The organism is Actinomadura opuntiae (assembly GCF_030283205.1).
Taxonomy (GTDB): domain Bacteria; phylum Actinomycetota; class Actinomycetes; order Streptosporangiales; family Streptosporangiaceae; genus Spirillospora.
The window spans coordinates 175,837-202,071 of sequence record NZ_JASNWF010000002.1 but is presented as its reverse complement, the minus strand read 5'-3'; the positions used below and the strand labels follow the sequence as shown (position 1 = coordinate 202,071).

At 73.0% G+C, this 26,235-nt stretch carries 28 protein-coding genes and 1 pseudogene; 15 read left to right on the top strand and 14 right to left on the bottom strand.

From position 1 onward, the window contains the following. Positions 1-24 precede the first annotated feature (24 nt). Positions 25-672, top strand: coding sequence for a TetR/AcrR family transcriptional regulator (locus tag QP089_RS04410; protein ID WP_285909961.1), 648 nt, complete (start codon positions 25-27; stop codon positions 670-672). Here QP089_RS04410 and QP089_RS04405 read toward each other — a convergent pair. Then, positions 669-1,367: an HAD family hydrolase gene (locus QP089_RS04405; RefSeq protein WP_285909960.1), complete on the bottom strand. Its 699-nt coding sequence runs from the start codon at positions 1,365-1,367 to the stop codon at positions 669-671. The genes QP089_RS04410 and QP089_RS04405 overlap by 4 nt on opposite strands. Positions 1,368-1,476: 109 nt before the next feature. On the opposite strand from QP089_RS04405, the gene QP089_RS04400 reads away from it, so the two are divergent. Beyond that, positions 1,477-2,988 carry a CYTH and CHAD domain-containing protein gene (locus QP089_RS04400; protein WP_285909959.1) on the top strand — a complete coding sequence of 504 codons (1,512 nt, stop codon included), beginning with the start codon at positions 1,477-1,479 and terminating at the stop codon, positions 2,986-2,988. A 10-nt stretch (positions 2,989-2,998) separates the two neighbouring features. Here QP089_RS04400 and QP089_RS04395 read toward each other — a convergent pair whose 3' ends face one another. From QP089_RS04395 to QP089_RS04385, 3 genes are all read right to left on the bottom strand, one after another. Next, the gene (locus QP089_RS04395; RefSeq protein ID WP_285909958.1) at positions 2,999-3,907 is read right to left on the bottom strand and encodes an NUDIX hydrolase; all 909 of its coding nucleotides are present in this window, start codon (positions 3,905-3,907) and stop codon (positions 2,999-3,001) included. Continuing rightward, complete coding sequence (locus tag QP089_RS04390; RefSeq protein ID WP_285909957.1) at positions 3,900-5,987, bottom strand: RNA degradosome polyphosphate kinase; 2,088 nt, start codon at positions 5,985-5,987, stop codon at positions 3,900-3,902. The genes QP089_RS04395 and QP089_RS04390 overlap by 8 nt, the downstream gene beginning before the upstream one ends. A gap of 205 nt (positions 5,988-6,192) precedes the next feature. Next, positions 6,193-6,741 carry a hypothetical protein gene (locus QP089_RS04385; protein ID WP_285909956.1) on the bottom strand — a complete coding sequence of 183 codons (549 nt, stop codon included), beginning with the start codon at positions 6,739-6,741 and terminating at the stop codon, positions 6,193-6,195. 194 nt (positions 6,742-6,935) lie between these two features. Here QP089_RS04385 and QP089_RS04380 point away from each other — a divergent pair, with 194 nt between their 5' ends. Next, positions 6,936-8,474 carry a pentapeptide repeat-containing protein gene (locus QP089_RS04380; RefSeq protein WP_285909955.1) on the top strand — a complete coding sequence of 513 codons (1,539 nt, stop codon included), beginning with the start codon at positions 6,936-6,938 and terminating at the stop codon, positions 8,472-8,474. A gap of 84 nt (positions 8,475-8,558) precedes the next feature. Then, positions 8,559-8,945, top strand: a complete 387-nt coding sequence (locus QP089_RS04375) for an HMG-box domain-containing protein (protein ID WP_285909953.1) — start codon at positions 8,559-8,561, stop codon at positions 8,943-8,945. Positions 8,946-9,071: 126 nt separating this feature from the next. On the opposite strand, the gene QP089_RS04370 is transcribed toward QP089_RS04375, so the two are convergent. Further along, positions 9,072-10,247: a CU044_5270 family protein gene (locus tag QP089_RS04370; protein ID WP_285909952.1), complete on the bottom strand. Its 1,176-nt coding sequence runs from the start codon at positions 10,245-10,247 to the stop codon at positions 9,072-9,074. Next, the gene (locus tag QP089_RS04365) at positions 10,244-10,936 is read right to left on the bottom strand and encodes an RNA polymerase sigma factor (protein ID WP_285909951.1); all 693 of its coding nucleotides are present in this window, start codon (positions 10,934-10,936) and stop codon (positions 10,244-10,246) included. The genes QP089_RS04370 and QP089_RS04365 overlap by 4 nt, the downstream gene beginning before the upstream one ends. Before the next feature lie 193 nt (positions 10,937-11,129). Here QP089_RS04365 and QP089_RS04360 point away from each other — a divergent pair, with 193 nt between their 5' ends. The 3 genes from QP089_RS04360 to QP089_RS04350 are packed head-to-tail and all read left to right on the top strand — an operon-like array spanning position 11,130 to position 14,555. Continuing rightward, the gene (locus QP089_RS04360) at positions 11,130-12,329 is read left to right on the top strand and encodes a PP2C family protein-serine/threonine phosphatase (protein WP_285909950.1); all 1,200 of its coding nucleotides are present in this window, start codon (positions 11,130-11,132) and stop codon (positions 12,327-12,329) included. After that, positions 12,329-14,125: an ATP-binding protein gene (locus tag QP089_RS04355; RefSeq protein ID WP_285909949.1), complete on the top strand. Its 1,797-nt coding sequence runs from the start codon at positions 12,329-12,331 to the stop codon at positions 14,123-14,125. Before QP089_RS04360 ends, QP089_RS04355 begins: the two co-directional genes overlap by 1 nt. Continuing rightward, positions 14,118-14,555, top strand: a complete 438-nt coding sequence (locus QP089_RS04350; protein WP_285909947.1) for a response regulator — start codon at positions 14,118-14,120, stop codon at positions 14,553-14,555. Before QP089_RS04355 ends, QP089_RS04350 begins: the two co-directional genes overlap by 8 nt. Here QP089_RS04350 and QP089_RS04345 read toward each other — a convergent pair. Next, positions 14,552-15,832 (bottom strand): PP2C family protein-serine/threonine phosphatase, encoded by a 1,281-nt coding sequence (locus tag QP089_RS04345; RefSeq protein WP_285909945.1) that lies wholly within the window; start codon positions 15,830-15,832, stop codon positions 14,552-14,554. The two genes, QP089_RS04350 and QP089_RS04345, sit on opposite strands and share 4 nt — an antisense overlap. A gap of 75 nt (positions 15,833-15,907) precedes the next feature. Between QP089_RS04345 and QP089_RS04340 the strand changes: the two genes are divergently transcribed. The 3 genes from QP089_RS04340 (at position 15,908) to QP089_RS04330 (ending at position 18,211) form a co-directional block, all read left to right on the top strand. Further along, positions 15,908-16,393: a MarR family transcriptional regulator gene (locus QP089_RS04340; RefSeq protein WP_285909944.1), complete on the top strand. Its 486-nt coding sequence runs from the start codon at positions 15,908-15,910 to the stop codon at positions 16,391-16,393. Positions 16,394-16,665: 272 nt separating this feature from the next. Beyond that, on the top strand, positions 16,666-17,484 hold the full coding sequence (locus QP089_RS04335) for a protein-sorting L,D-transpeptidase LdtCP (protein ID WP_285909942.1): 819 nt from the start codon (positions 16,666-16,668) through the stop codon (positions 17,482-17,484). A 73-nt stretch (positions 17,485-17,557) separates the two neighbouring features. Next, a complete protein-coding gene (locus QP089_RS04330) occupies positions 17,558-18,211 on the top strand; it encodes a choice-of-anchor P domain-containing protein (protein WP_285909941.1) in 654 nt (217 codons plus the stop codon). A 77-nt stretch (positions 18,212-18,288) separates the two neighbouring features. Here the strand turns inward: QP089_RS04330 and QP089_RS04325 are convergent, their stop codons facing one another. The 4 genes and pseudogenes from QP089_RS04325 to QP089_RS49110 all read right to left on the bottom strand — a co-directional run. Next, positions 18,289-18,723: an ATP-binding protein gene (locus QP089_RS04325; RefSeq protein ID WP_285909940.1), complete on the bottom strand. Its 435-nt coding sequence runs from the start codon at positions 18,721-18,723 to the stop codon at positions 18,289-18,291. An 89-nt stretch (positions 18,724-18,812) separates the two neighbouring features. Further along, a complete protein-coding gene (locus QP089_RS04320; RefSeq protein WP_285909939.1) occupies positions 18,813-19,193 on the bottom strand; it encodes a hypothetical protein in 381 nt (126 codons plus the stop codon). Between the two features lie 73 nt (positions 19,194-19,266). Beyond that, a complete protein-coding gene (locus QP089_RS04315) occupies positions 19,267-19,575 on the bottom strand; it encodes a 4a-hydroxytetrahydrobiopterin dehydratase (RefSeq protein ID WP_285909938.1) in 309 nt (102 codons plus the stop codon). A gap of 74 nt (positions 19,576-19,649) precedes the next feature. Further along, positions 19,650-20,780: pseudogene (locus QP089_RS49110) on the bottom strand (NsdA family TPR-like regulatory protein); the annotation flags it as partial. A 202-nt stretch (positions 20,781-20,982) separates the two neighbouring features. On the opposite strand from QP089_RS49110, the gene QP089_RS04305 reads away from it, so the two are divergent. The 4 genes from QP089_RS04305 to QP089_RS04290 all read left to right on the top strand — a co-directional run bounded on the left by QP089_RS04305 (position 20,983) and on the right by QP089_RS04290 (position 23,048). Continuing rightward, positions 20,983-21,228 (top strand): hypothetical protein, encoded by a 246-nt coding sequence (locus QP089_RS04305; protein WP_285909936.1) that lies wholly within the window; start codon positions 20,983-20,985, stop codon positions 21,226-21,228. Further along, positions 21,228-21,554 (top strand): hypothetical protein, encoded by a 327-nt coding sequence (locus QP089_RS04300; RefSeq protein WP_285909935.1) that lies wholly within the window; start codon positions 21,228-21,230, stop codon positions 21,552-21,554. The genes QP089_RS04305 and QP089_RS04300 overlap by 1 nt, the downstream gene beginning before the upstream one ends. Before the next feature lie 85 nt (positions 21,555-21,639). After that, positions 21,640-22,185, top strand: a complete 546-nt coding sequence (locus QP089_RS04295; RefSeq protein ID WP_285909934.1) for a glycine-rich domain-containing protein — start codon at positions 21,640-21,642, stop codon at positions 22,183-22,185. Between the two features lie 26 nt (positions 22,186-22,211). Then, entirely contained in the window at positions 22,212-23,048 is an 837-nt protein-coding gene (locus QP089_RS04290) for a phosphotransferase family protein (protein WP_285909933.1), read from the top strand. Here QP089_RS04290 and QP089_RS04285 read toward each other — a convergent pair. From QP089_RS04285 to QP089_RS04275, 3 genes are read right to left on the bottom strand one after another with little or no spacing between them, the layout of a single operon-like run. Next, on the bottom strand, positions 23,045-24,199 hold the full coding sequence (locus QP089_RS04285; protein ID WP_285909932.1) for an acyl-CoA dehydrogenase family protein: 1,155 nt from the start codon (positions 24,197-24,199) through the stop codon (positions 23,045-23,047). The two genes, QP089_RS04290 and QP089_RS04285, sit on opposite strands and share 4 nt — an antisense overlap. Further along, positions 24,199-24,840: a carboxymuconolactone decarboxylase family protein gene (locus QP089_RS04280; RefSeq protein ID WP_285909931.1), complete on the bottom strand. Its 642-nt coding sequence runs from the start codon at positions 24,838-24,840 to the stop codon at positions 24,199-24,201. Before QP089_RS04280 ends, QP089_RS04285 begins: the two co-directional genes overlap by 1 nt. After that, the gene (locus tag QP089_RS04275; RefSeq protein ID WP_285909930.1) at positions 24,824-25,417 is read right to left on the bottom strand and encodes a VOC family protein; all 594 of its coding nucleotides are present in this window, start codon (positions 25,415-25,417) and stop codon (positions 24,824-24,826) included. The genes QP089_RS04280 and QP089_RS04275 overlap by 17 nt, the downstream gene beginning before the upstream one ends. A gap of 185 nt (positions 25,418-25,602) precedes the next feature. Here QP089_RS04275 and QP089_RS04270 point away from each other — a divergent pair, with 185 nt between their 5' ends. Beyond that, positions 25,603-26,235 carry a TetR/AcrR family transcriptional regulator gene (locus QP089_RS04270; RefSeq protein WP_285909929.1) on the top strand — a complete coding sequence of 211 codons (633 nt, stop codon included), beginning with the start codon at positions 25,603-25,605 and terminating at the stop codon, positions 26,233-26,235.

Genomic DNA, 26,235 nt, shown 5'->3' with positions numbered 1-26,235 from the left:
TCGCCGCCCGGGTACACTCAAGCCATGACCACGGCCTCGTCGCTGCGCGAACGCAAGAAGCAGCGCACCCGCCAGGCGCTGATCGACGCGGCCCTGGACCTGTTCGGCGAGCACGGCTTCGGACGGGTCACGCTGGACGAGGTGTGCGCCGAGGTCGAGGTGTCCAAGCGCACGTTCTTCCGCTACTTCCGCGGCAAGGAGGACGTCGCGATGGCGCCGCTCGAGGACCTGTGGCGCGTCTTCCTCGAAGAGCTGGAGAACGGCCCGGCCGACGGCCGGCCGCTGCTGGGCCTGATGGAGTCGACGCTGCTCACGGCCCTGGACCGGGTTGCGGACGAGGAATGGGCGAGCCGGGCGCTCGCCAGCTATCGCCTGCTCCAGGGGACCCCGTCGATGGACGCGCACGGCCTGCACTTCTGCGAGAGCACCATGCGCTCCGTGCTCGCCGTCCTGCACCGCCGGCTCGACCTGCCCGACGACGCGCGGCCCCGGCTGGCGGGCGACATGATGGTCGCCGCGTGGCGGCACGCCCTCGACGACTGGGCCGCCACGGCGGCGGGCCCGCCCGCGGCGTCCGGCCTCGCGGCCCGCTTCCGCGACGCCATGGCGGCCCTGCCCGGCAGCCTCACGCTCACGGCGTCCCCCCGTCCGGAGGCCGATGCCGCGCGTTAGCCGGCGGTGCCGAGGATGAGGTCGATGACCTGCGCGGTGTCGGTCAGGTCGGGCAGGACGGTGTCGGCGCCCGAAAGCCGCAGCTCGGCGGCCGACGTCGCCCCGGTCGCCACGGCGACGACCCTGGCGCCGCCCTCGTGACCGGCGCGGACGTCGTGCGGGGTGTCGCCGATCAGGACGGTGCTGGACGGCCCGAACCGCTCCCCGTACTTGGCGGCGGTGCGCTCGCGGGCCAGTTCCACCAGCGGCGGCCGTTCGACGCCGTCCATCCCGTAGGCGCCGATCTCCAGGTCAAGGAACGCGTCGAGGCCGAACGCCCGCAGCTTGCAGGCGGCGATCTGCTCCATGTTGCCGGTCAGGACGGACTGGATCACGTCCGGCCGGGCGGCGAGGGCCTCCAGGACGGCGCGCGCGCCGTCGTGCGTCCGCCCCCGGGCCGCCAGTTCGGGCGCGCGCGCCTCGAAGGCGAGGGCGAGCGCGTCGGTGAAGGCCGCGAGGACGTCGGGCGTGGGGTCGATGCCGTGGTGGCGCAGCGTGTCCGTCGTGATCGCGCGGTCGGTGCGGCCCGCCATCGGCGCGACGCGTTCGGGCGGGCGCCCGATGACGCGGTGGAACACCTGCGCGTAGATGTCCACGGACAGGCCGCCCGCGTTGAGGAGGGTGTGGTCGATGTCCCAGAGGACCAGGGTGCGCACGCACGAATCGTAGGCCGCCAGCATTTCCGCTTCCGTTCATCTTGCCGTGAAATGGTGGTCATCCGGGTGTGCCCGCCGCCGTTGGACCCGTCCCCGTAAGGAGCTGATCGTGCCCGAGAGGCATCTGGAGATCGAGCACAAGTACGACGCCGAGGCCGATTTCGTCCTTCCGGAGTTCGGTGGGCTGCCGGGCGTGGCGTCCGCGGAGGAGCCGGAGACCTTCGAGCTGCACGCGACCTACTTCGACACGGCGGATCTCCAGCTGGCGGCGCACGGGATCACGCTGCGGCGGCGGCGCGGCGGAGCGGACGCGGGCTGGCATCTCAAGGTTCCGGCCGGGCCGGAGGGCAAGCAGGAGCTGCGGGCGCCGCTGGGACGGCCGCGGGTCGTCCCGGCGCGGCTCGCGGGGCTGATCGCGGCGTACACGCGGGGCGCCCCGCTGGACCCGGTGGCGACGCTGGAGACGCGGCGGACCGTCGTCCGGCTGTACGACGGGGACGGCACGATGCTCGCGGAGGTCGCCGACGACCTGGTGACCGGCCAGGACGTGCGCGGCGCGGCGGGCGGGCGGGCGCGGCGGTGGCGGGAGATCGAGGTCGAGCTGGGCGACGGGACGGCCGAGCTGCTGAAGGCGGCCGGCAAGCGGCTGCGTAAGGCCGGGGCGCGGCGGTCGAAGTCCTCCTCGAAGCTGGGCCGGCTGCTGGGCGACGCGATCATGCCCTCGGAGGCGGCGCGGGCGCGGGCGGTGTGCCGGGCGCGGCTGGTGGCGGCGATCGACAACGGCAAGGGCCCGGCGACGACGGGCGACGCGGTGATGGCCTACCTCGCCGCGCAGGTCGAGGCCGTCGTGCGGTTCGACCCGAAGGCGCGGCTGGGCGAGGCCGACGCGGTGCACCGGATGCGGATCGCGGTCCGCCGGATCCGCAGCGCGCTGAAGGCGTACCGGCCCGTCCTCGACGAGGAGCGGACCGAGCCGCTCGTGCCGGAGCTGAGATGGCTCACCGGGGTGCTGGGCGAGGTCCGCGACCTCGAAGTGCTGCGGATGCGGTTCCAGGAGCGGCTGGACGGCGCGTCCCCCGCCTGGCTGGACGATCTGGCCCGTCAGGAGAGCACCGCCTACCGGCGGTTGAACGCCGCCCTCAAGGAGCCCCGCTACTTCGCCCTGCTGGACGAGCTGGACCGCCTCATGGCGGAGCCGCCATTGGCGGAGGCCGCCGCACGCAAGGCGCGCAAGGAACTCCCCGAACTGGTGACGCGGTCGTGGGACCGGATGGGACGCGCGTACGCGTCCATCGCGATCGCCGAGGACGCGGAGGTCGCCCGGCACGAGACCCGTAAGGCGGCCAAGCGCGCGCGGTACGCCGCCGAGCTGGCGATGCCGGTGCTGGGGGTGGCGGCCAAGCGGGTGGCGAAGGACGCCAAGCGCATCCAGGAGGTCCTGGGCGGCCACCAGGACGGCGTCATCGCGATGGAGTACCTCAAGGCGGCGGCGGCGCGCACCGGCGACCCGAAGGAGGCCTTCGACCTCGGCGTCCTGTACGGGTGGGAGCGGTGCGCGGCCGAGGCCGCGCGCGACGAGCTGTCGGTGACCTGGTCGCAGACGCTCGGCCCGGCCTTCTGAGCGCCGGGCCCTAGGGGGCGTGGCGCTCCAGCGAGGCCAGCGCGCCGCCGTCGATGTGGGCGACCCAGAACTCCCCCTTGCGGAGGGCCGGGTCGTCCGGCACCTTCTCGCCCAGCTCCCGGCACAGCCCGCTGACCAGCTCGGACACGTTCTCGCCGTGCGTGCAGACGATGGCCGGGGCGCCGTCGTCGAGCAGGCCGAGCAGCCGCTCCCGCGCGCGGTCCGGGCCGGTCTCGCCGACCGTGAACGCGGCGTCGGTGACGACCTCGGCGCGGACGCGGCGCGCGTACGGCAGGACGGTCTCCAGGCAGCGCGCGGTCGCCGAGCTGAACAGCCGCGCCGGGCCGTAGGAGTGCAGCAGCGCGGCCAGCGAGGCGGCCTGGGCGCGGCCGCGGGCGTCGAGGGGGCGCAGCTCGTCGGGCTCGCGCCAGTCGTGCTTCTCCCCCGCCGACCCGTGCCGGACGATCATCAGCGGCCAGGTGCGCGGCGGGCCGTCCAGGAACGCGTGGAGCAGGTCGACGTCGTGCCGGTAGCTCAGCCGCTCCTCGGCCTCCCCGGCGGGCAGCCACGCCAGCTCGTCGACCTCCTCGTTCGGCGTGAACGCGGCCTCGGCGACGGGCCGCGCCGCCCAGTAGTCGACCTGCTTGGGCCGGTCGCCGTGCCGGTACCGCGCGGTCGGCAGGCGCCGGCCGAGGCGCGGCACCAGGCCGGTCTCCTCCTCGATCTCCCGGACGGCGGCGCGCAGCACGTGCTCGCCCCGGTCGAGCTTGCCCTTCGGGAACGACCAGTCGTCGTAGCGCGGGCGGTGCGCCACCGCGAACTCGGGGCCGTCCGGGCCGTCCCGCCACAGCAGGGCGCCCGCGGCGCGGATCGGCGCCGCCGCGCGGATCGGCTCCGCCGTGCCGCCGGCGTCACGCATCGACCGTCCTCCAGCGCCGGCTCCGCACCAGGTGGGTCTGGATGTCCAGCAGCGTCTCGCCGGGGGCGGCCTCGTTGCGCGTCCAGGTGCCGTCGCCGGCCAGCGTCCAGGCGTGCGTGCCCTCGTCCATCGCCCGGTCGAGCAGCGCGATCAGCTCGTCGCGCTGGGTCCGGTCGGTGACCGTGACCAGCGCCTCGACGCGCCGGTCGAGGTTGCGGTGCATCAGGTCGGCGCTGCCGAGCCACACCTCCGGCTGGCCGCCGTTCTCGAACGCGAACACCCGCGAGTGCTCCAGGAACCGGCCGAGGACGCTGCGCACCCGGACCGTCTCCGACAGCCCCGGCACGCCCGGGCGCAGCGCGCAGATGCCGCGCACCCACACGTCCACCGGCACGCCCGCCTGCGACGCCCGGTACAGCGCGTCGATGACCACCTCGTCGACCAGCGAGTTGCACTTGACCCGGATCCGCGCGGGGTGCCCGGCGCGGCGGTTGTCGATCTCGTGCTCGATCCGCTGGACGAGCCCGGACCGCAGGCTGTTCGGCGCGACCAGCAGCCGGTTGTAGTGGCTCTGCCGGGAGTAGCCGGTGAGGTGGTTGAACAGCGCGCTGACGTCCTCGCCGACGTCGGGCGCGCAGGTCAGCAGGCCGAAGTCCTCGTAGAGCCGGGCGGTCTTCGGATGGTAGTTGCCGGTGCCGATGTGGCAGTAGCGGCGCAGCTGCCCGTCGGAGTCCTGCCGGACGACCAGCGCGAGCTTGCAGTGCGTCTTCAGCCCGACGAACCCGTACACGACGTGGCAGCCGGCCGTCTCCAGCTTGCGCGCCCAGGCGATGTTGGCGCGCTCGTCGAAGCGCGCCTTCAGCTCGACGACCACGACGACCTGCTTGCCCGCCTCGGCGGCGCTCATCAGCGCGTCCACGATCGGGGAGTCGCCGGACGTGCGGTACAGCGTCTGCTTGATCGCCAGCACGCCGGGGTCGGCGGCGGCGTCCTCGATCAGCCGCTGCACGGTCGTGGTGAACGAGTCGTAGGGGTGGTGGACGAGCACGTCGCCCTCGCGGATCGCCGAGAAGATGCTGACGTCCTCCGGCAGCGCCTCCTTGGACGGCACGAACGGAGGGTACTTCAGCTCGGGCCGGTCCAGGTCGGCGATGGCGCCGAGCCCGCCGAGGTCGAGCGGGCCGACGACCCGGTAGATCTGGCCCTCCTCGATGGCCAGCTCGGTGGTGAGCAGCTCCAGCACGCCCTCGGAGATCGACTCCTCGACCTCCAGCCGGACGACCGGGCCGAACCGGCGGCGCAGCAGCTCGCGCTCGAGGGCCTGCAGCAGCCCCTCGCTGATGTCGTCGTCGATCTCCAGGTCCTGGTTGCGGGTGACCCGGAACGCGTGGTGCTCGACGACCTCCATCCCGACGAACAGCTGCCCGAGGTGCGCGGCGATCACGTCCTCCAGCGGGGTGAACCGGTCCGGGGACGCCTCGATGAAGCGCGGCAGCAGCGGCGGCACCTTGACCCGGGCGAACATCGTCGCGTCGGTCTCCGGGTCGCGGACGATCACCGCGAGGTTCAGCGACAGCCCGGAGATGTAGGGGAAGGGGTGCGCGGAGTCGACGACGAGCGGGGTGAGCACGGGGTAGATCCGGTCGCGGAACAGCCGGCGCAGCCGCTCCTGCTCGGTCTCGGCCAGCTCGTCCCAGCGCAGTATCTCGATGCCCTCCTGCGCGAGGTCGGGCAGGACCTCCTCGCGGAAGCACGCGGCGTGCCGGCGCATCAGCTGGTGCGCGACCGCGCCGGTGCGCGCCAGCACCTCGCGGGGCTGCCGGCCGCTGGCGGACTGGACGGCCAGGCCGGTCGCCATCCGGCGGGCCAGGCCGGCGACGCGGACCATGAAGAACTCGTCGAGGTTGCTGGAGAAGATCGACAGGAACCGGACGCGCTCCAGCAGCGGCAGCTCCGGATCCTCCGCCAGCTCCAGGACGCGCTGGTTGAAGCGCAACCAGCTCTCCTCCCGGTCGAGGAAGCGGTCGTCGGGCAGCGCTTCGGTGGCACGAGGAAGATGTTGTCCTGGATTGACGGTCATGTCCCCAATTTTCCCTGACCAAGGTGAACAGCGGTGGAACGATGATGTTTCGGCGAAGAGTCAGATACGTCGATCATGCCCGCGGTTCCCGGTGATCACTCGGCGTCCGGCGCCCGGGCGGCGAAGGATCCGGCGGCCACGTACCGGAGCACCCGGCGGTCAGGTGCCGAAGGACCCGGCGGTCAGGTGCCGAAGGATCCGGCGGTCAGGTGCCGAAGGATCCGGCGACCAGGCGGTGGCCCAGCCGCGCCGCCAGGTCGGCGACGAACGCCTCGCTCAGCGGCGGCCAGTTCCAGAACCGCAGCCCCAGCTCGGCGAACGCGCACGGCACCGGCCACCGCCACCCGTTGAAGCCCGTCCGCACCCCGCAGCGCGCGCAGGCCAGCGAGTCCGGGCCGCCGTCCTGCCACTCCTCGACGGCGTCCAGGACGGTCTCGAACGGCAGCCACGCGCCGCAGCGCGGGCACCGGACCCGGTCGTCCTCGCGCATCGTCCCGTAGTAGGCGCCGCGGCCGACGTCGATCTCCATGCCGTTCGGCCACACGTCCGGGAAGCCGGCCGGGTCGCCCATCACCACCGACCCGGCGGCGGGGCCCGGCGCGTGGCCGCCGGAGACGTCGCCGAGCACGCAGTCGGTCCGCCCGGCCACCACGATCCCCGCGTCCACGAGGCGGCGCAGGATCCGGTCCGCCAGTTCCGGCGCGTCGCCGGGACGCGCGTCGAGGTCGGCGATCCAGCGGCTCCGTTCCCCCATGCGCTCACAGTACGTCGGCACGGACAAACCCGAAGAAGAACCAGGGACTTGCGCGAAACCGGTGACGGGCGTGGTAAACGGCCAATCAACGTCCTAGTGTGGCCGTTCCCCTGCGTACAGTAACCATGCGGAAGTAACGACCTGGCCACCGGGAGAGCTTCCCGCCGGAACCCGGTGTAGGTAGAACGGGACGTGTGACCTCTCACGAGCCTTCCCCTCCGCCTGCCACCGCGGTCCTGTGGCCGCGGTGCGCGGCCGTCCACGGATGCACCGGGCGCGCCGCCGGCGGGCTCGGGGGCTGCCCCGCCCACCTCGGGCCCGCCGAGTTCGCGCGGTTCGCGGCCGGGCTGCGCCCCGGCGGCGACCTCGACCTGCGGGGCGTGACGGTCCCCGCGTGGCTGCTGGACGCGGTGCTCGACGCGGTCACCGGCCCGGACGGGCGCCCGCACCTCGGCCGCACCCGGTTCGACGGCGCCGTGCTGCCCTCGCACGCGGTGCTGCGCGGGGCGTGCGTCGAGGGCGACAGCTCGTTCGACGGCGCCTGCTTCCTCGGCGGCGCCTCGTTCTTCGACGCCCGCTTCTTCGGCAACGTCTCCTTCCGCGGCGCGCGGTTCGGCGGCAACGCCTCCTTCCACGAGGCGCGCTTCCACCGGCACGCCTCCTTCGAGGAGGCCGTGTTCACCGGGGACGCCCTGTTCGGCGAGGCCGTCTGGCACGCCGACGCCGCGTTCCGCAAGGCGGTGTTCATCGGCGCCGCCTGCTTCGACCGGGCCCGGTTCGGGCGGGACGCGGCGATGCAGGGCGCCTGCTTCGGCGGCGCCGTCTCGTTCCGGCGCGTCCGCGTCGCCCGGCACGCCCGGTTCGAGCGCACCCGGTTCCGGCGCGGGCTGTGGCTCGGCCCGCTGGCCGCCGGCGGCCGGATCGGGCTCGCGGACGCGACGGCGCGCGGCGGGCTGCGCGTGCACGCCGCGGCGCGGCTGGTGAACGCGCGCGCCGTGACGGTGCACGGCGAGGCCGAGTTCCGGCTGCGGCGCGCCGACCTCGACCTGGAGGGCGCCTGCTTCGACGCGGCGGTGAACGTCCGCTCGCTGCCGCAGCCGATCCAGGGGCTCGCCGAGCCGGAGTCGTGGACCGGTCCCGCGACGGTCCGGGTGGTGTCGCTGCGCCGGGTGGACGCGGCGCACCTGCACCTCGCCGACGTCGATCTCAGCGGGTGCGGGTTCCTCGGGCTCGTCCATCCCGACCGGCTGCGGATCAGCGGCGACTGCCCGTTCGCGACCGTCCCGGGCCGGCGCCGGTGGCGGCTCTTCGGAGGCGGCGGCGCGCGCGCCGTGCTCGCCGACGACCTGGCGCGCGACGCCGGCGACGCCGGGGGCGGCCTGGAGGCCCTCTACCGGGAGCTGGCCCGCGCCACCGCCGGCTCCGACCGCGCCCGGCTCGCGCGCGACTTCCGCTACAGCGCGCTGGAGATGCGCCGGCGCAGCGAGCCGCGCCAGTGGCGGCGCTGGGTCCTGCACGTGCTGTGGATCACCAGCGGGTACGGGCTGCGGGCCGGACGGATGGCCGCCTGGCTCGCGGTCGCGATCGCGCTGGTGTGCTGCGGGCTGCTGTTCGTCCGCCACCAGCATCCCGAGGCGACCGGCCGCACCCGTCCCCACCAGCCCTTTTCCTCGTTCGGACGGCGGTCGGCCCATCCCGCCGCGCGCAAAGGCGCGCGGCCCCTCGCGCCCTGATCCGGACGCGGCCGGGCCGCTGACGGGTGATCGCCAAAAGGGCGCGCCGCCGTTTTGTCAGTGGCACGGGTAATGATTTGTGCTATGAGCAGAGACACTCATCCGGGGGTGCAGTGCCCGCACTGCCATTCCCATCTCGCGCTCGTCCCCGTGCCCGGAAATACCGCCCCCGCCGCAGTGCCGGCCGCAGGGCCCGACACCCCGTCCGCCACCCTGCCCACCACTGCGCCCACCACGGTGCCCGCCACCGGATCCGGCACGCCCCCCGTCCCGCCCGTCACCGCCAAGGAGGAATGGCAGCCGCCGCCCGTCGGCGAGGTCCTCGCCGCCTATGCCGGACGCGTCAAGGACTCCACTACCGCAATGCGCGGCGCGGCCCGCGTCCGCGACAGCCTGAACCGCGCCCGCACCGCCGCCGCGCAGCGCCGGGCCGCCCAGCAAACCGCTCGCCGGACCCCGAAAAGCGCCTGATCACATCCCGATCACGAAGGTTTCGAGCGGAAGCGGCGGAAGGGGCGGCGCGCGGCCCGTCGCGGCCCGGCACCGTCCCCTCCCCAACGCGCGCCCGCTAACCGGCGCCCGCCATTGCCCGGCGCGTCACTTCGGCGCGGAATCCGTCCATTCCATCGCGATCACCGCAGCGGAGCCGAGCACCGTCCCGGCGGGCCGCGGCTCCTTTGCCGACGGCTTCACCAGCACCCGTTCCTCCGCCAGCGCCTTTCCGGTGCGCGGGTCGATCACCAGCAGGTGCCGGACGACCCCGCTCAGCTCCTTCTCCTCCATCCCGATCGCGTTCCCGGTGCGCCCCCTGACGTCGGTGACCTTCCCGACCGACCGGACCGTCTTCAGCCCGGCGAGCATCCGGAACGCCCCCGCCCGCACCTTCGGCGTGACCGGCAGCTCGGTGACCAGGCTGCCCGCGACGCGGAACAGCCACGCGTCCGCCTTCATCGGCACGCTCGACGACTCGGTGTCATGCCCGCCGTACCAGCGCAGCAGCTCCTTCTTCAGCCGCTTCGGGTCGCTCGGCAGACCCTGCAGCTGCTTCATCGACACGTTCCGGCCGAGCCAGTAGACCTTGTCGCCGTCAACGAGCGGGGTGCGGCTCGTCTCCACCGGCCCCGGCCCCGTCGACACCTTCATGGCCTTGTAGCCGCCCTTGCCGCTCGGCTGGATCGCCACCTGGAGCGACAGGGTCGACGGCGATCCCGCGCGCTTCCACGCCGCCTCGTCGGCCTTGGTCGCGGGCGTCACGCCGAGCCGCTGCTGTCGCCCGATTATCTTGCCGCCGGGCTTCGCGGGCGCCCACTCCTCGCCCTTCTCGCTGAGCACGACGCTGTAGCGCTCGCCGCCCGCGCCGGTGGCCATCATCGCGTCGCTGTCGATCACCACCTTGTGCCAGTACGCCCCGGCCGGCTCGGACGTCGCGTCCAGCTTCTCGGCGGCGGCGAGCAGTACCGTCCGGGCGTCCATCGGACGTTCGTCTGGGCCGGCTTGCGGGCCGTGGCCCCGCGTCCCCGGCGCCCCGCCGTCGCCGCCGGACGTGACGGCGACCACGCCCACCGAGGCCGCAGCGACCGCGCCGGCCAGCGCGAGCCCCCACATCGGCCGCACCCGCGCCCGGCGCGGGACGCGCGCCTCCCGCGTCCGGTCACCCGCCGGCGCCGCCATCGCGCGCGCCAGCTCCGCCCGCCGCACCCCCTCGTCGACCGGCGCGTCCGGGCTCAGCTCCGCCGGCCTGGCCTCGCGCAGCGTCCGCAGCACGTCGTTCATGCCCTCTCCCCACTGACGATTCCGATCTGCGGACGTACCGGACGACCCGCCGCCTCCGCCCTCGACCTGCGCGCGGCGCCGTCCGGCCCCGCGCCGCCGGCCGCCGCGGCGCCCGTTTCCGGAAGGCGCGCCGTACCGCCGGCGCCCGTGCCCGGATGCATCGCGGGCGCGCCCGCCTCGGTGCCGGACTCGGCGGCGCGCAGCAGGCGCTTGCGGGCCCGGTGCAGCCGGACGCGCAGCGCGGCCGGCGAGCAGCCGACGACGCGGGCCGCCTCGCGCGGGCTCAGCCCCTGCCAGGCGACGAGGATCAGGATCTCCCGGTCGCCCTCGGGGATCTCCGCCATCGCCCGGACCACCGCGAGCCGTTCGGCCACGTCCTCGGCCACGTCGCCGGCGGGACGCGGCGCCCAGCGGGCCAGCTCGGCCGTGAACGCCTCCCGCCGCGCCTCGGCGCGGTGCCCGTCGCGCAGCACGTTCCGCGCGACGCCGAGCAGCCACGGCAGCGCCGGGTCGGGGACGTCGGCGAACCGCCGCCACGCCACGGCGAACGTCTCGCTCACCACCTCGTCCGCGATCTGGCGCCCGGCGCGCGCGGCGGCGTACGCCCACACGCGCTGCCGGCAGGCGTCGTACATCGCGGTGAAGCGTCTGTCGTCGGGGACCCCGTCACGGGGGGCTGGGTCTGCCACCGCGTGCTCCTCCGTCCGTCCTGGTGTGTCCATCACCAGGAAGTGGCCCGGGGATGACGATCGTTACCGCGCTACTGGAACACCCCATAGTGTGCGTCTCGGTCCTGCCACCGCCGGACTGCCCTTAATATTTGCTCGAAGGCAACCAACGCCGCCTCACCGCAGGGGCCTCCCGGGGCGAAGGAGCTGATAGATGACCGCGATGCACAATCGCGGTGCCGAACGCCTTCCGGGGGTGGCGGGCTCGCCGCATCTCCTGCTGGTCGAGGACGACCCGGGTGACGCGTTCCTGTTCGAGGAACTGCTCACCGAGGTCCAGCCGAACGTGCAGATCACCGTCGCCCGGACGCTGGCCGAGGCGCTGGAGAGCCTGCGCCCCGAGGTGCAGTGCGTGATCGTCGACCTGTCGCTGCCGGACGCCTCCGGGCTGGACGCGCTGCGCCAGGTGATCGCCCGCGCCCCCACCACCGCCGTGCTCGTGCTGACCGGGCTCGCCGACGCCCACGTCGGCGTGCAGGCGGTCGCCGCCGGCGCCCAGGACTACCTCGTCAAGCAGGACGTCGACGGCGCCCTGCTCGGCCGCGCCATCAGCTACGCGATCGAGCGCAAGCGGGCCGACGAGTCCGAGCGGCAACTGGTCGAGGCGCGCGCCGTGGGCCGCGAGAACGCGCGGCTGGAGCGCGGGCTGCTGCCCGTCCCGATCCTCACCGACGACTCGCTGCGGCACCTCACCCGGTACCGGCCGGGCCGCGACCGGGCGCTGCTCGGCGGCGACTTCCACGACACCGTGCAGACCGAGGACGGCACCGTGCACGCGGTGATCGGCGACGTCAGCGGGCACGGCGCCGACGAGGCGTCCCTCGGGGTGCGGCTGCGCATGGCGTGGCGGACGCTGGTGCTGGCCGGGCACACCGGCGGGAACCTGCTGTCCACGCTCGACGCCGTCCTGGAGCACGAGCGCTGGGGCGAGGAGATCTTCACGACCCTGTGCATGTTCACGATCACGCCGGACCGCCGCACCGCCCGGCTGCACCGCGCCGGGCACCCGTGCCCGCTGCTGTTCGACCCGTCCGGCGTGCGGGCCCTGCCGGACGGCCCGCACGGACCCGCGCTCGGGCTCATCCCCGGCGCGGACTGGCCGGCCGAGGAGCTCGAGCTCGGCGACACCTGGGGGATCATGCTCTACACCGACGGTCTGATCGAGGGCTGCGTCGGCGACGACGGCGAGCGCCTCGACCTGTCCGGACTGGAGAAGCTCGCGCAGGCCGCGCATGCCCGCGGCGAGCGCGGGGACGTGCTGGTGGACGGATTGATCGCGGAGGCGGAGCGGCTGAACGGAGACGTGCTGTCCGACGACCTGGCGGTGCTGCTGCTGAGCCGGGGTGAGCTGTGATGGCGGCCCCCGAGGAGAAGCCCCGCGAAGCGGCCCCCGAAGACGAGGCCAAGGCCGGCGTCGACGAGACCGGGGCCGGGCGAGATGAGGCCGAGGCGAAGGACAAGCCCGAACCGGGCGAGTCCAAGAGCGACGAGACCGGGACCAAGGACGCCGAGACCGAGGACAGCGAGACCGAGGATGGCGAGGCGGAGGACGAGGGCCCCGAGCTGCTCGCGCCGCCGCTGGTGCCGCCCGACGCCGAGCTGCCCAAGCCGCAGGGCATCCGCCGCGTCCGGCTCGTGCAGATCTACCGGATCGGGTCCGTCGTCCTCGGCGTCCTGCTGATCGCGGCGTGCGCGGTGGCCGGGTCGGCGCTGTACCAGGCAGGCAAGGCGCGCGGCACGCTGGTGAACCGGGTCGACCCGGTCGCGCTGGAGCAGTACAAGCTGTCCTCGGCGATCGCCGCGCAGGACACCGCGATCCGCCGCTACACCGAGGAGGGCGGCCCGGACCGGCTCGCCGAGTACCGGACGGCGATCGCGCAGGAGGCGACGTCCGCCGCGACGATGCGGACGCTGCTGGCCGGCGTCCCGGGCGGTGACCGGGTGGTCCGCCTCGTCGACCAGGTGACCGCCAGCTCGCGGGAATGGCGCGTGCGGTTCGCCGACCGGATCGCGGCCGAGCGCGGCGGCGGCGGGCTGAGCGGCGGCCGCAGCCGGCAGGCCGGCGGGCTGTTCGACCGCGCCCGCAACGGCATGACGCCCCTGCAGGGCGGCATCACCGCCCTGCACAAGCGGGCCGCCCACCGGCTGCAGGTCCGCGCGAACACCGCGCTGTGGTCGGTCGGCGCGGCCCTCGCGGTCGCCGCGCTGGCGGTGCTGCTGCTGGCCCTGGTGATCCGGCGGACGGTCGTGCGGCCCGTCGCGTCGCTGGGCGAGCAGGTCCGCGCGGTGGCGCAGGGCGACTTCGCGCACCGGCTGGACGTCTCCGGCCCGGCCGAGATCAACGAGCTGGCCGTGATCATCGACGCGATGCGGCGGCGGATCATCGAGGAGTGGCGGACCAGCACCGAGCGGGCCGTCCTGCTGGACGAGCAGGCCGGCGAGCTGCGCCGCTCCAACGCCGAGCTGGAGCAGTTCGCCTACGTCGCCAGCCACGACCTCCAGGAGCCGCTGCGCAAGGTGGCGAGCTTCTGCCAGATGCTCGACCGCCGGTACGGCGACCAGCTGGACGAGCGCGGCCGGCAGTACATCGTGTTCGCCGTGGACGGCGCCAAGCGGATGCAGGCCCTCATCAGCGACCTGCTCGGCTTCTCCCGCGTCGGCCGCCTGGCCCGTCCCGAGGACGCGATCGACCTGAACGAGGTCGCCGGCCAGGCGCTGGACAACCTCGGCTCGCTGGTCGAGGAGACCGGCGCGCAGGTCGAGATCGGCGACCTGCCCACGGTGCCCGGCGAGCGCACCCAGCTCACCCAGCTGTTCCAGAACCTCGTCGGCAACGCGATCAAGTTCCGCCGCCCGGACGTCGCGCCCCGCGTCGCCATCGACGTCCGGCGGGAGGGAGACGAGTGGCTGTTCACCTGCGCCGACAACGGGATCGGCATCGAACCCCGGTACGCTGACCGCATCTTCCTCATCTTCCAGCGGCTGCATCCGCGTGACGAGTACACCGGCACCGGCATCGGCCTGGCGCTGTGCAAGAAGATCGTCGAGTACCACGGGGGCCGCATCTGGCTCGACGAGGACGAGCGCGGCGAGAACGACCCCGGCACCACCTTCCACTGGACCCTTCCCATCGGAGACGACAATGATTGACGGGCCGCGTCCCATCGAGGTGCTGCTGGTCGAGGACGACCCGGGCGACGTGCTGCTGACCACCGAGGCCTTCGAGCACAACAAGGTCGCCAACACGCTGCACGTCGTCGACGACGGCGAGCAGGCGATGGCGTTCCTGCGCCGCGAGGGCGAGTACGCCGAGGCGCCCCGCCCCGACCTGGTGCTGCTGGACCTGAACCTGCCGCGCAAGGACGGCCGCGAGGTGCTCTCGGAGGTCAAGGCCGACGAGAACCTGCGCAGCATCCCGGTCGTCGTGCTGACCACGTCCGAGGCCGACGAGGACATCCTGCGCAGCTACCACCTGCACGCCAACGCCTACGTCACCAAGCCGGTCGACTTCGAGCAGTTCGTGTCGGTGGTCCGCCGGATCGACGACTTCTTCGTGACGGTCGTCAAGCTCCCCCGCTAGTCCCCGGAGCCCGCCGCGCCGGCCCCGCGGTCTTCGACGGCCCCGCCGTCCTCGGCCTCGCCGTCGCCCGCCTCGCCGTCCCAGTCGACGCAGACGATCACCGCGTCGTCGGCCGGCTCGCCGCCCTCGTGGTAGGCGACGAAGCGCCGGACCAGGGCGCGGACGGCCTCCGGCGGCTGCTGCAGCCGTGTGTCGCGCAGCGCCTGCAGGAGCCCGACCGGCCCGTACGGCTCGCCCCCCGGCGACAGCGCCGCGTGCACCCCGTCGCTGACGACGACCAGCCGGTCGCCGCGCTCGGCGGTGAACTCCTCGACGGAGTAGCGGCTGTCGCCGAACATCCCGAGCGGCAGCTGCTCGTCGAACTCGATCGCCTCGGTGAGGTTGCCGCGCATCCGGTACAGCTTCGGCGACCCCGCGTCCACCACCCGGACCCGCCCCGACGCCAGCTCGAACTCCATCAGCAGCGTCCCGACGCTCCGCTCGCCCCGGTGCAGCGCGTACACCGACTGGTCGGCGAGCACGGCCTGCTCGGCGAGGTCGGCGCCGGACCGGCGCGCGTTGCGCAGCGCGCTGACCGCCAGATGGGTGAGCGTCGCGGCGGTCGTGCCCGTTCCCATCCCGTTGCTGACCGTCAGCGTCAGCCGGTCGCCGGACACCGTCCAGTCGAAGTTGTCGCCCCACACCGCGTAGGCGGGCTCGAGCTGGCCGGCGAGCCGGAACCCGGCGGCGTCGCGCGACAGCGGGGGCAGCAGGTCCCACTGCATCTCGGCGGCCACCGTGAGCCGCGTGCGCCGCCGGACCCGCCGGTACCGGTCCGTGGCGAAGTCGGCGATCTTCAGCGCGCGAGCGAGGGCCTGCGCCGCCGGGAGGAGCCATTCCGGCTCCGGTCCCCCGGTGCCGGCCTCGCCGGGGCGGCGGACGGTCAGCACGCCGAGCCGCTCGCCCTGCACGGTGAGCGGGAGGTGGACGAAGTCGGCGCCGACGCCTCCGGACCGTTCCCGGATCGGCTGCTGCCCGGCGAACGCGCGGCCGGGGCCGGTGTTGTCCAGCGCGACGTCCTCGCCGCCGGGGTCGCGGCCGAACACCTCGGCGAGGTCCCGCACGACCGGGACGAGGTACGCCTGCCGGTAGTCGACCAGCAGCACCTCGGCGCGCGCGCCGGGCCACTGCCGGGCCAGTTCCCCGGTCACCGCACTGGCCAGCCCGTCCGGCGGGGCGGCCCAGATCGCCTTCTCTATCGCCTCGAACGCTTCGCCGCGTCCGGATGGGGAATGCATCGGGTCCCTCATCTCGCCCGGGGGCGCCACCGGCCCGGGATGCCGTCTGGAATGTCGTGTGTAACAGTGGAGGGCATGGTGGACACGTCGGGTGATGATGCGGACCGGTCCGCTGCCGTCCTCGACGACGCCGCGTTCACGCTGATGGGCGTATGGTCGCACGCGCACAACGCGCCGGACGTGCCGGTCCCGTCGACGCAGCTCAGGGCGCTTTTCATCCTGGAGCGCGGGCCGGTCAACATCAGCAGCCTGGCCGCCGGGCTGGACGCGCTGGTGTCCTCGGCGAGCCGGCTGTGCGACCGGCTGGAGGCGGCCGGCCTGCTGATCCGCGACCCGGGCCGGGACCGCCGCGAGGTCACCGTCCGGCTCACCGCGGACGGGCAGGCGCTGCTGGACCGGCTGCGCGTCCGGCGGCGCGCGGACCTCGCCGGGGTGCTGGACGCGATGCCGGCCCCGGCGCGGGCCGCGCTGCTGTGGGGCCTCGCGGAGTTCCGCGCCGCGGCGGCCGGGCGCGACACCGACGGCGACGGTGACGGCGGCTCGTTCCCCATGCTGGCCTGACCTTCCTTCCCCCCGGGTCCCATCATCTCCGCGCCGTCCCCGCGCGGCCCCCAAAATCCTACAATTGCCAAATCTCCCGTTAAACGGAAAACAGACGGCAATTATTCGGTCACCCGCCCGGACGCGCCGGGCTCTTTTTCGGCGTTTACCCAACACGCGCCGTGACCACTACTAGCATCCGGCCCCATGGCGAATGACAATGCCCTTCCCGAGCGCGCCGCCTTTCCGGGCCGGCCCGGCCGGAATGCCGGAAATGCTGCGGGGAGGCCGAGATGACCGAACGCCGCTCCCGCGCCGTTCTGGCGGCGGGCGCGCTCGCGGCGGGTGCGGGGCTGCTGCTCGGCGGCTGCGGGCCCTCGCCGGCCGGCACCGCGTCCGCGAAGGACGGCGCCAAGCGGGCCGCGCCGCCGGCACAGGCCCCGGCGGGCGGCACCGACGCTCCTGAGGCCACCACGTTCGCCCGCCTCAAGGGCGTCCCGCGCGACACCGCGCCGGGCGGCGCCACCGGCGGGCTCGTCGTCCATCCCGCCAAGCCCGTCCCCGTGCTCGACAAGCCCGGCGGGCGGACGGTCGCCACGCTGCCCGCCCAGGAACTGGGCGGCCCGACCTGGGTGCCGGTGGTGCAGAGCTCCGGGGACTGGCGGCGCGTCCTGCTGCCCAGCCGGCCCAACCGGGCGAGCGGCTGGATCTCCGGCACCGCCGACGGCCTGCTCACCGCGCACACGCCCTACACCGTCAGGGTCGACCTGTCGCAGCGCCGGCTCACCCTGCTGAAGTCGGGCAAGCCCGCCGGCTCCTGGAAGGTCGCGGTCGGCGGCGCCAAAACGCCGACGCCGGCCGGACGCACCTTCGTGCTCGCCAACCTCGCTCCCGCCAAGAAGACGCCCAGCCCGCTGGTGCTGCCGCTCGGCACGCACTCGGCCACCCTGGACACCTTCGGCGGCGGGCCCGGCACCGTCGCCCTGCACGGCTGGCCCGACCGCTCCGTGTTCGGCAAGGCCGTCACGCACGGCTGCGTGCGCGTGCCCCAGGACGCGCTGCAGTCCCTCGCCAAGGTCCCGCTCGGAAGCCTCGTGTTCATCAACGAGTGACGCCTCACCGCGCGGCCGCCGCCCAGCGCGGCCGCCCCGTCCACCCGGACCCACACACGATCGGAGACGATCCATGCACGCCTTCAGACGCATGACCACCGCCGGCCTGCTCGCCGCCGGCCTCACCGCCGCCGCCGTCCCCGCCGCAGGGGCCGCCCTGGCCGCGCCGTCCGACCCGGTCGGGTCCGCCTACGGGCTGGCCGTCACGGGCCCGCTCGGCGCGGTCCCGCCGGTGCCCGCCGTCTCGTCCGAGCGCGGCGCCGCGCACAAGAGCCTGCTGCGCGAGGACCGCACCAAGCTCGTCCGGGCCTCCGCGCTGGACGTCGACGCGACACCGGCGAACGCCCGCTCCAACGTCTCCCACCTGGCCGTCCCGACCGCCAAGCTCGCGGCGGACGCGGTGACCGCGACCTGCCGTGACGGCCGCGGCGGCGCGCACCTGACGCAGGCGGTCGTCGCGGGCAAGCGGCTGGACGCCACGCCGCCGCCGAACACGACCATCCCGGTGGACGTCGAGGGCGTCGGCCGCACCTCGCTCGTCCTGAACAAGCAGCAGCCGATGCCGGACGGGCGGCTCGCCGTCACCGCCATGCAGCTGAACCTGCCCGGCGGCAAGGGCGCCGTGCGGGTCGCGTCCGCCACCTGCGGCCGCGCCGCCGCGCAGCGTCCCGCCGAGGCGCCGGCGCCGAAGCCGGTCAAGCACCACGACCTGGCGGTCACCGGCTGACCGTCCCGGAAGCGAACGGCCCGGCGGTGTCCGCACACCGCCGGGCCTTCGCGCGAATGGCGCGGGTCGATTCCGCGTCAGCCGGCGAACGATTTCTCGAAATGCACGATCGCCCCGTTCCGCTGGACGCGATCGAGCACGTGGACTTCCTCGGTGAACGCCCGCATCAACTGCAGCCCCCGCCCGTGCTCGGCGCCCGGCGGCGCCAGCGGCGCGTCCCAGCCGGACGGCGTCCGCGGCGCGTCGGCGCCCTCGGTCATGGTCACCACGGCGCCCCCGTCGATGACCTCCACGACGCACTTGGCGCCGTCCATCCGGGCCCTGACCTCGTAGTCCTTGCCCGCCGTGGCGTGCTGGATCACGTTCGCGCACGCCTCGCCCAGCGCCAGCGCGATGTCGGCGCGGACCTCCGGCGGGACGCCGAGGCCGCGCAGTGAGGCGTCGAGCGTATGCCTGACCAGCGGAGCGCTCTCGGCGCTCCTCGGCAGGGTCATCTCGAGGACGACCTCCATACCATGCGCCTCCGTTCCCTCGCTAGTGGCAAGAATTCCCAATACCGCACATCGGAAACTCCGCCCACCGGCGGGGTCGCGGAAGAGGTTCAGCCTTCCTCAACGCTTCCGGCCAGTTCGCGCGCCTCCGCGGCCTGCGCCTCGTTCAGCCCGCGGTAGTCGGCGCGCCGGTGCTGCTCCTCCTGCTCGTCGATCCACCGGGCGTGCGCCTCCCAGGCGGCCTGCTTGCTGATCCCCAGCGCGGCGCCGATCTGCGACCACGACGCGCCCGCCTCCCGCGCCGACCGCACCGCGAGCTGCCGCCCGTACACGGCCTTGCGCGCGATGACCTCACCGAGCGCGAGCATCTCCAGCGTCTCCTCGCGCAGCAGCGGGACATCGCCCATCGCGTCCCGCACCCACAGCTCGTTGTGCCGCGCGGTCGCCGACAGCAGCGTGAACTCTTTCTCGAACCCGTCAGGACTGACCATGCCCCCACCCTCCCGTCAACCCACCCTGACGTCAAGCCCACCTGACGACCAGTGGGACGTGATCGCCTTGCGATCAGATGGGTTCGGCTCCATGCCCGGCTGCGATGGCGTCGATGTGGTGGGCCAGTTCGAAGTCTTTGGCGGTCAGGCGGTGTCCGGCGTCGTGGGTGGTGATGTCGAAGCGGATGCGTTGCCAGGTGATGTGGATGTCGGGATGGTGGCCGATTTCGCGGGCCTTGGCCGCCACGTACATCGCCAGGTGGACAGTCTCGTGGTAGCTGTGCCGGTAGGTACGGGTGATGGCGTTGCCGGTGCGTTCCCAGCCGGGGAGGTCCGCCAGGCGGGCGGCGATCTCGTCGTCGGTGAGCGGTTCGGGGGCCATGGGCGTCTCCTCGTCAGGTGATGGCGCCGATGATCTCGACCAGTTCGCGGCCCTGGGCACTGTGGTTCCAGCGTGCGGCGTGCGCGGGCAGGGCGCTCAGCTCGGCGCGCAGCCGGGCGGAGCCTGTTTTGCCCGCAGGCGGTGGCGGCGGCCTGGGCGATCGCGACGACTCGTTCGGGGTCGGGTGAGGCGGCTGCGGCGAGGGATTTGGCCTGGCGGGCGCGGAACACGCCGGAGTCTCGTCGGTAGTCGGTGGGCTGGTCGCTGAGGACGCGGTCCCATGCCGTCGCGGCGTCGTCGTGGTCACCGGCGCGGCCGTAGGCGGTGGCCCGTTGGGCGTCGGTGTAGTGCGGTGTGCGGCGGCAGGCGTTGGCCCAGGGGTAGTCGTCGTCGATGCGGAGGATCAGGGCTTCTGCGCGGTCGAACGCGCGGTCGGCGCTCGTGCGGTCGCCGGTCATCGCGTGTCCGTGGCCGAGGTGGACCAAGGCCAGAACACGGACCTTCGCGCACAGGCGAGCCTCGTCGGTCAGGGCAGCGTTGGCGTAGTCGATGACGGCGCCAGGGTCGCCTTCGTCGATGGCGTGCATCGCCTTGTTGGTGAGGGCGTAGCTGACGAGCTGGGGATTGCCGGAGCGGTGCGCCATTTCCAGTGCGGCGGTCCGCCAGTACCCGGATTGTTCCAGTGCGGCGGCGTCCTGGTAGAGCCAGCCGAGTAGTTCGGCGTAGGCGACGCCCATCTCCAGCAGTTCGTGTCGGACGGGGGTGTCAGCGGCGTGGACCAGGTGCCGGATCAGGTCGGTCTGCGCGGTGACGGTCGGGATGAGCATGTGCGGGCCGAGCCAGGTGTCGGCGCGGTAGTGGCCGAGGAGTTGCTGGCGGAAGTACTCCACCAGCTCAGGATTGACGGGTCCGCTCTGGCCGATGCGGCCGAGGGCGCCCGCTGTGACGCCTGCGATGCCCATCTCCAGGACTTGACGGCGGCGGATCACGATCGTGTCGTTGCGTTTCTCGGGGCGCAGGACACGGAGTTCTCCGCCCGCGTCGAGCAGCTCGTCCAGCCGATCGACGAGTTCGGGCGATGGACGCTTGTGCCCGTTGGCGACCTTCGACAGGTGTCCGTTGTCGCAGGGAACCAGGGCCGCCAGCTTGCGCTGGCTGATGTGCCGCTCGTTCATGAGCTGCCGCAGTTTCTCGCCGAAAGTCATCGCTGCCATTAGTACCCGTTTCGCCCCGGGATGCGGTGCTGTCCGGCGCTGTCCATCGAAGTGGACAGCGGACACCGCCTTTCACGCTAACGGCGGATGCGCTGTTTTGGAGTGCGAAAGGTGTCCCCGGACACATGAAACGGCCCCGGCCGGCGGGCGAACGCCGGTGGTCCCGGGGCCTGACCGGAAACGAGGTCCGGCTGTGAGAACGGTATCCGACTCGATGATCTCCTCAAGGGTGGTGACGGTGGACGGCATCCCGGCCGTCGCCTCGGCGCAGCCCGTCCGCCCGGCGTCCTGGTTCCCGCCGAACGTCATGCACTGGCGCGGCGAGGCCACCGGTTCCTGGTGGGCCATGACCCCGAGGGGCGGCCACCTGATCGAGGCGCCCACCGAGGAGGCGCTCGCCTACGAAGTCCACCGGATCATGGCCGGTGCGACGGTCTGATGCCCGACACCACCAGTGCAGACGACCCCCGCGATCTGACGCCCGCCGCCCACCTGGACGCGCTCGCGCGGGCCCTGGCCGACGCGGGGTGGTCGTCCACCGCGCGCTACGACCGGATCCCCGCGCTCATGCATGTGTTCGCCCGCGACATGCCCGGCTTTGGAGAGAGCGTCCGCGTCACAACAGGCACGGACGGGACGCCGTGGTTCCTGTCCTCCACGGGCGACCTGCTGGCGCCCTGCCAAGACCCGGCCAGTGCGACCACGAAGATCACCGCGATCCTCGCCCCACTGCTGACCGTCGTCCGCCCCCCAAGTAGCGGTTGACGCCTCCCCCTCGATCATCGTGGCCCCGGTCAACAGGCGCGCGCCGGAGCCAACGAGCCGACCCGCAGGCGCGCCGGAGGTGAACATGACCACCACGCTGGACCGCGTCACCGGCACCGGGAAGGACCCGCGGGAGCTGATCCCCGCCAAGGCGTTCGCGCTCTTGGTGGAGGACTTCCGCAACGCCACCCATGCCGGCCACGACTACTGCACCCGCGCAGTCGGGCAGAACCTGGTGTTCCTCAAGGCCGTCGGGAACATCCGCCGAGCCGAGCGACAGGACCCTCGCAACTACGTCCGCATCGTCCCGACCCCGCCCGTCGACCAGGCGTGGCACCTGAGCCTGCAGCGGACCGAGGTGTACGTTCCGATGAGCGTCACCTTCGCCGAATCGTTCATCCACCACCGCCCCGTCATGGACGACGACATCCGCTCGGGCGCCGCACTGGCCCGCACCATCCCCCGGCTCCACGCCACCGGTTACTACGTGGACCCGGAGTTCTGGGACGGTGAGGCCGGCACCAGTTGCTGCCCGCCCGAGTGCAACGACCAGGGCGGCCGCGACTGGCGATCCCTGGTGGACTGGAGCGGCTTCCTGCCACTGGACACCGCGCTCGCCATCCGCCTCTGATCGAACCCAGCCAGAAAGGGCAGCGCGTGCGCACCGACTGGACCGACCTGCCTGAGGACCTGCGGAACCGGATCGCAGTGAAGACGGGCTCGATCGCCCGCATCGATCCTGCGCCCACGGGCAACCACGCGGACATCGCGTCCACCCTGCACACCGCGACCGGGCGGGTCTTCGTCAAGGCCGCCCGCAAGCTGGACGACAGGGACGGTCCCGAGGTCATGTCGCTGCGCCGCGAAGCCTCCGTCAACCCCGCCGTGTCCGAGTTCGCTCCCCGGCTCCGCTGGCAGATCGAAGCCGGGGAGTGGCTCGCACTCGGATTCGAGCACGTCCAAGGACGTCCCGCCGACTTCTCCGCCGGGTCACCGGACTTGGAGACCCTCGCGAGAACCATCCACGCCATCCACGACGCACCATGCCCCGACGTGGCGATGCTGGCCGCCGAACGCCGCTGGCAACGGTTCGTCGACGACCCCGCCCCGCTCGCCGTCGGCGGCGTCCTGCTGCACACCGACCTCAACCAGGACAACTTCGTCATCACCACCGACGGCCGTGCGCACGTCGTGGACTGGGCCTTCGCCACGCGCGGCGCGCCCTGGCTGGAACTCGTCCTGCTCATCCCCTGGCTGCTCAAAGCAGGACACCACCCCCAGGCCGCCGAAGAATGGGTCGCCCAGTTCCGCGCCTGGGCCGAGGCCGACGCCACCGACATCGACACATTCACAGCCGCGTTCGCCCAGCAATGGCGAGCAGCCAGCGAACGACGCAACGACGCCTGGATCACCCGGCACGCAGACCTGACCGGACGCTGGGCGGACTACCGGCTGAAGACTCGGTCGATGACCAATGTGGGGCAGGGGGCTTAGGTCACGGCTTTGAGGATTCGGCGGGCGGTGCTTTGGATGTGGACCTCGTCGGGGCCGTCGTAGAGGCGGGCTTCGCGGGCGTGGCGGTACATGCGCGACAGCGGGAGGTCGTCGGTGAGGCCGGCGGCGCCGTGCACCTGGATGGCGCGGTCGACGACGTTGTGCAGCATCCGGGCGCCGACCACCTTGATCGCGCCGATCTCGATGCGGGCTTGGTCGCCCGCGTCGATCTGCTCGGCGGCCTGGAGGGTGAGCAGGCGGGCCGCCTGGATCTCGGTGTAGGAGTCGAACACGTGCTGCTGCATCAGCTGCTTCGCCGACAGCGGCTCGCCGAACGCGACGCGGGTGCCGAGGCGGGCGCACATCAGCTCGAACGCGCGCTGGGCCTGGCCGAGCCAGCGCATGCAGTGGAAGATCCGGCCGGGGCCGAGACGGTCCTGGGCGATGACGAAACCGTGGCCGCGCGGGCCGAGCAGGTTGTCGGCGGGCACCCGGACGTCCTCGTAGGCGACCTCGTAATGGCCGCCGTTCAGGCCAAGGACGGGCGTCTCGCGGACGATCCGGTATCCCGGCGTGTCCGTCGGGACGACGATCATGCTGAACGCGCGGTGCGGGGCCGTGCCCTCGGGCTCGGTGCGGCACATCACGGTGGTGTAGGCGGCCTGAGCGGCGCCCGTGGTGAACCACTTGCGGCCGGTGATGACCCATTCGTCGCCGTCCAGGACGGCCCGGGTCTGGAGCTGCGTCGGGTCGGAGCCGGCGTGGTCGGGTTCGGTCATCGCGAAGCTCGGGGACACCTCGCCCGCGACCATCGGGGCGAGATAGCGCTCGCGCCAGCGGGGGCTCGCGTACTTGTGCAGCATCAGCGAGTCCTGGAGCGTGAACGTGCCGAGGGCGAGCTGCCCCCATTCGCTGCGTCCCTGGACTTCGTTGACGTAGACGTAATCGAGGAAAGGCAGGCCCCCGCCGCCCAATTCCTTGGGATGCCCGAGCGCCCATAGCCCTTCTTTCTTCGCCTCGTCGCGGAGGCGGAGAAGGGTGTCGCGGTCACCGGAATTGAGGGCGGGTTCGGCCGGCTCCACACGTTCGGTCATGAACGCGTGGACGGCGTCGCGGACGTCCCGCACCCGGTCCGGGACGGGGAACAGCATCAGGCGCCGCCGGTGAGGTCGGCGGAGATGTCGCGGGTGCCGTAACCCTCGGGAGCGGCGACCTCGACGATGGGCTCGGGACGGTCGTCGAATTCCAGCCGCAGCGCCCGGGACATCGTCGCGTGCATCTCGTACATGCAGGTGATGTAGGTGAGCTGCAGGATCTCCTTGTCGGAGAGATGCTTCTGCAGGATCTCGAACACCCGGTCGGGAACGCGCCCGCCGTCCAGGACGAGCCCGTCGGTGTAGGCGAGGACGGCGCGCTCCAGTTCGGAATAGCAGTCGGCGGTCTGCCAGTGCGGAATGGACTCGATCCGCTCCTCCGACATTCCGAGCGCCCGCATCTGCTTGCAGTGCTGGGAGAACACGAACTGGCTGCCGCGCGCCCAGCCGGCCCGGCACTGCCCGAGCTCGCGCAGCACCGGGTCGAGGGAGGCGTTGCGGTACAGGGCGAAGCCGCGGACGGCGTGCCGGAACACGTCCGGGTCCTGGGCGAACACCGTCCACCAGTCGCCGGGCGAGCCGGTCGCGGTGCCGTGGTCGACGGCCGGGTCCCGGTCGGGCGCGAAAAGGTGGTCGTAGAAGAACAGGATGCGCTCGTCGGTGACCTCGGCGCGGGGGACCTCACGCAGACGCGGCATTGCTCTTCTCCCTGTCGGCGGTGCTGGCGGCGGTGCGGTCGGCGGCGGTCTTCGGCTCGTGCGAGACGTCGGACTCGTCGAAGGCGCGCGTCCAGCAGGCGAATTCGAGCAGGATCCCGTCGGGGTCCTGGAAGTAGAACGAGCGGACGAACACGCCCTCGTTGAATTCGGGCGCGACGCCCCACTCGCTGTCGTCGTGGTTGAGGATCGGGCTGACCTCGACGCCCTTCTCCTTCAGCCGCGTCCGGTACTCCTCGAACTTCTCCACCGGGACGTGGAACGCGACGTGGTTCATCGACCCGACGGCGCTGAGCAGCTCGCCCTGCTCGGGACGGGACTTCGGCGCGGAGATGCCGGGCACGGCGTCCGGCGCGTCCGGGAACCAGAAGAACGCGACGCAGTCGCCGCCGCCGCAGTCGAAGAAGAAGTGCTGGCCCATTCCGGCGGGCAGGTCGAGGGTCTTGATCAGCGGCATGCCGAGGACGCCGGAGTAGAAGTCGATGGTCCGCTGCATGTCGGACGAGACGAGCGCGAGATGGTTGATTCCGCCGAGTTCGAACTCGGTGTTCACGGCCATGGGGACCTCCCTTTTCAGGACGGGACGGCGGGAGCGCCGCGGCGGCTGCCGGTCCGGGACGTACCCCCGGAAGTTGACTTGACAGTCATATCAAGTTGCCCGATGCTCGGATACTGTTCCCGCGGACGACGGGTTGTCAAGCCCCGCGCGACGGGCGGGCGGCCCCCGGCGGAAGGACCAGGGCGATGGCGGAGACGGGTGCCGGGGAGGGCCCGCAGGCGCCGCTGACCGAGCGCGGCGCCCGCACCAGGGAGCGCCTCCTCACCGCGGCCCGCGAGGTCTTCGAGGAGCGCGGCTTCCTCGACACCCGGGTCGCGCACATCGCCCGGCACGCGAAGGTCGCCTACGGCTCCTTCTACACCTACTTCCCGTCCAAGGAGGCCGTGTTCCTCGAGGTCGCCGACCGGCTGTTCGAGGACATGACGCGGCACTCCTTCGCCCCCGCCGCCGGCCCCGAGCCCGCCGACCGGGTCCGCCGCGCCAACCGCTCCTACTACGAGGCGTACCGGCGCAACGCCAAGATGATGGCGATCATCGAGCAGGTCGCCACGTTCAACGTGGAGTTCCAGGAGATGCGGCGCAAGCACCGCGCCGAGTCGGTCGGACGGTCCGCGCGGGCGATCGAGCGCTGGCAGCGGGCCGGGCTCGTCGACAAGGACCTCGACCCGGAGATGACCGCCCGCGCGCTCGCCGCGATGGTCGACCACTCGCTGTACCTGTGGCTCGTCCAGGGCGACGACCCGTCCGACACCGAACGGCTGCTGGACACCCTCGACGCCCTCAACCTCCGGGCCCTCGGCCTGCGCCCCACCCCCTGA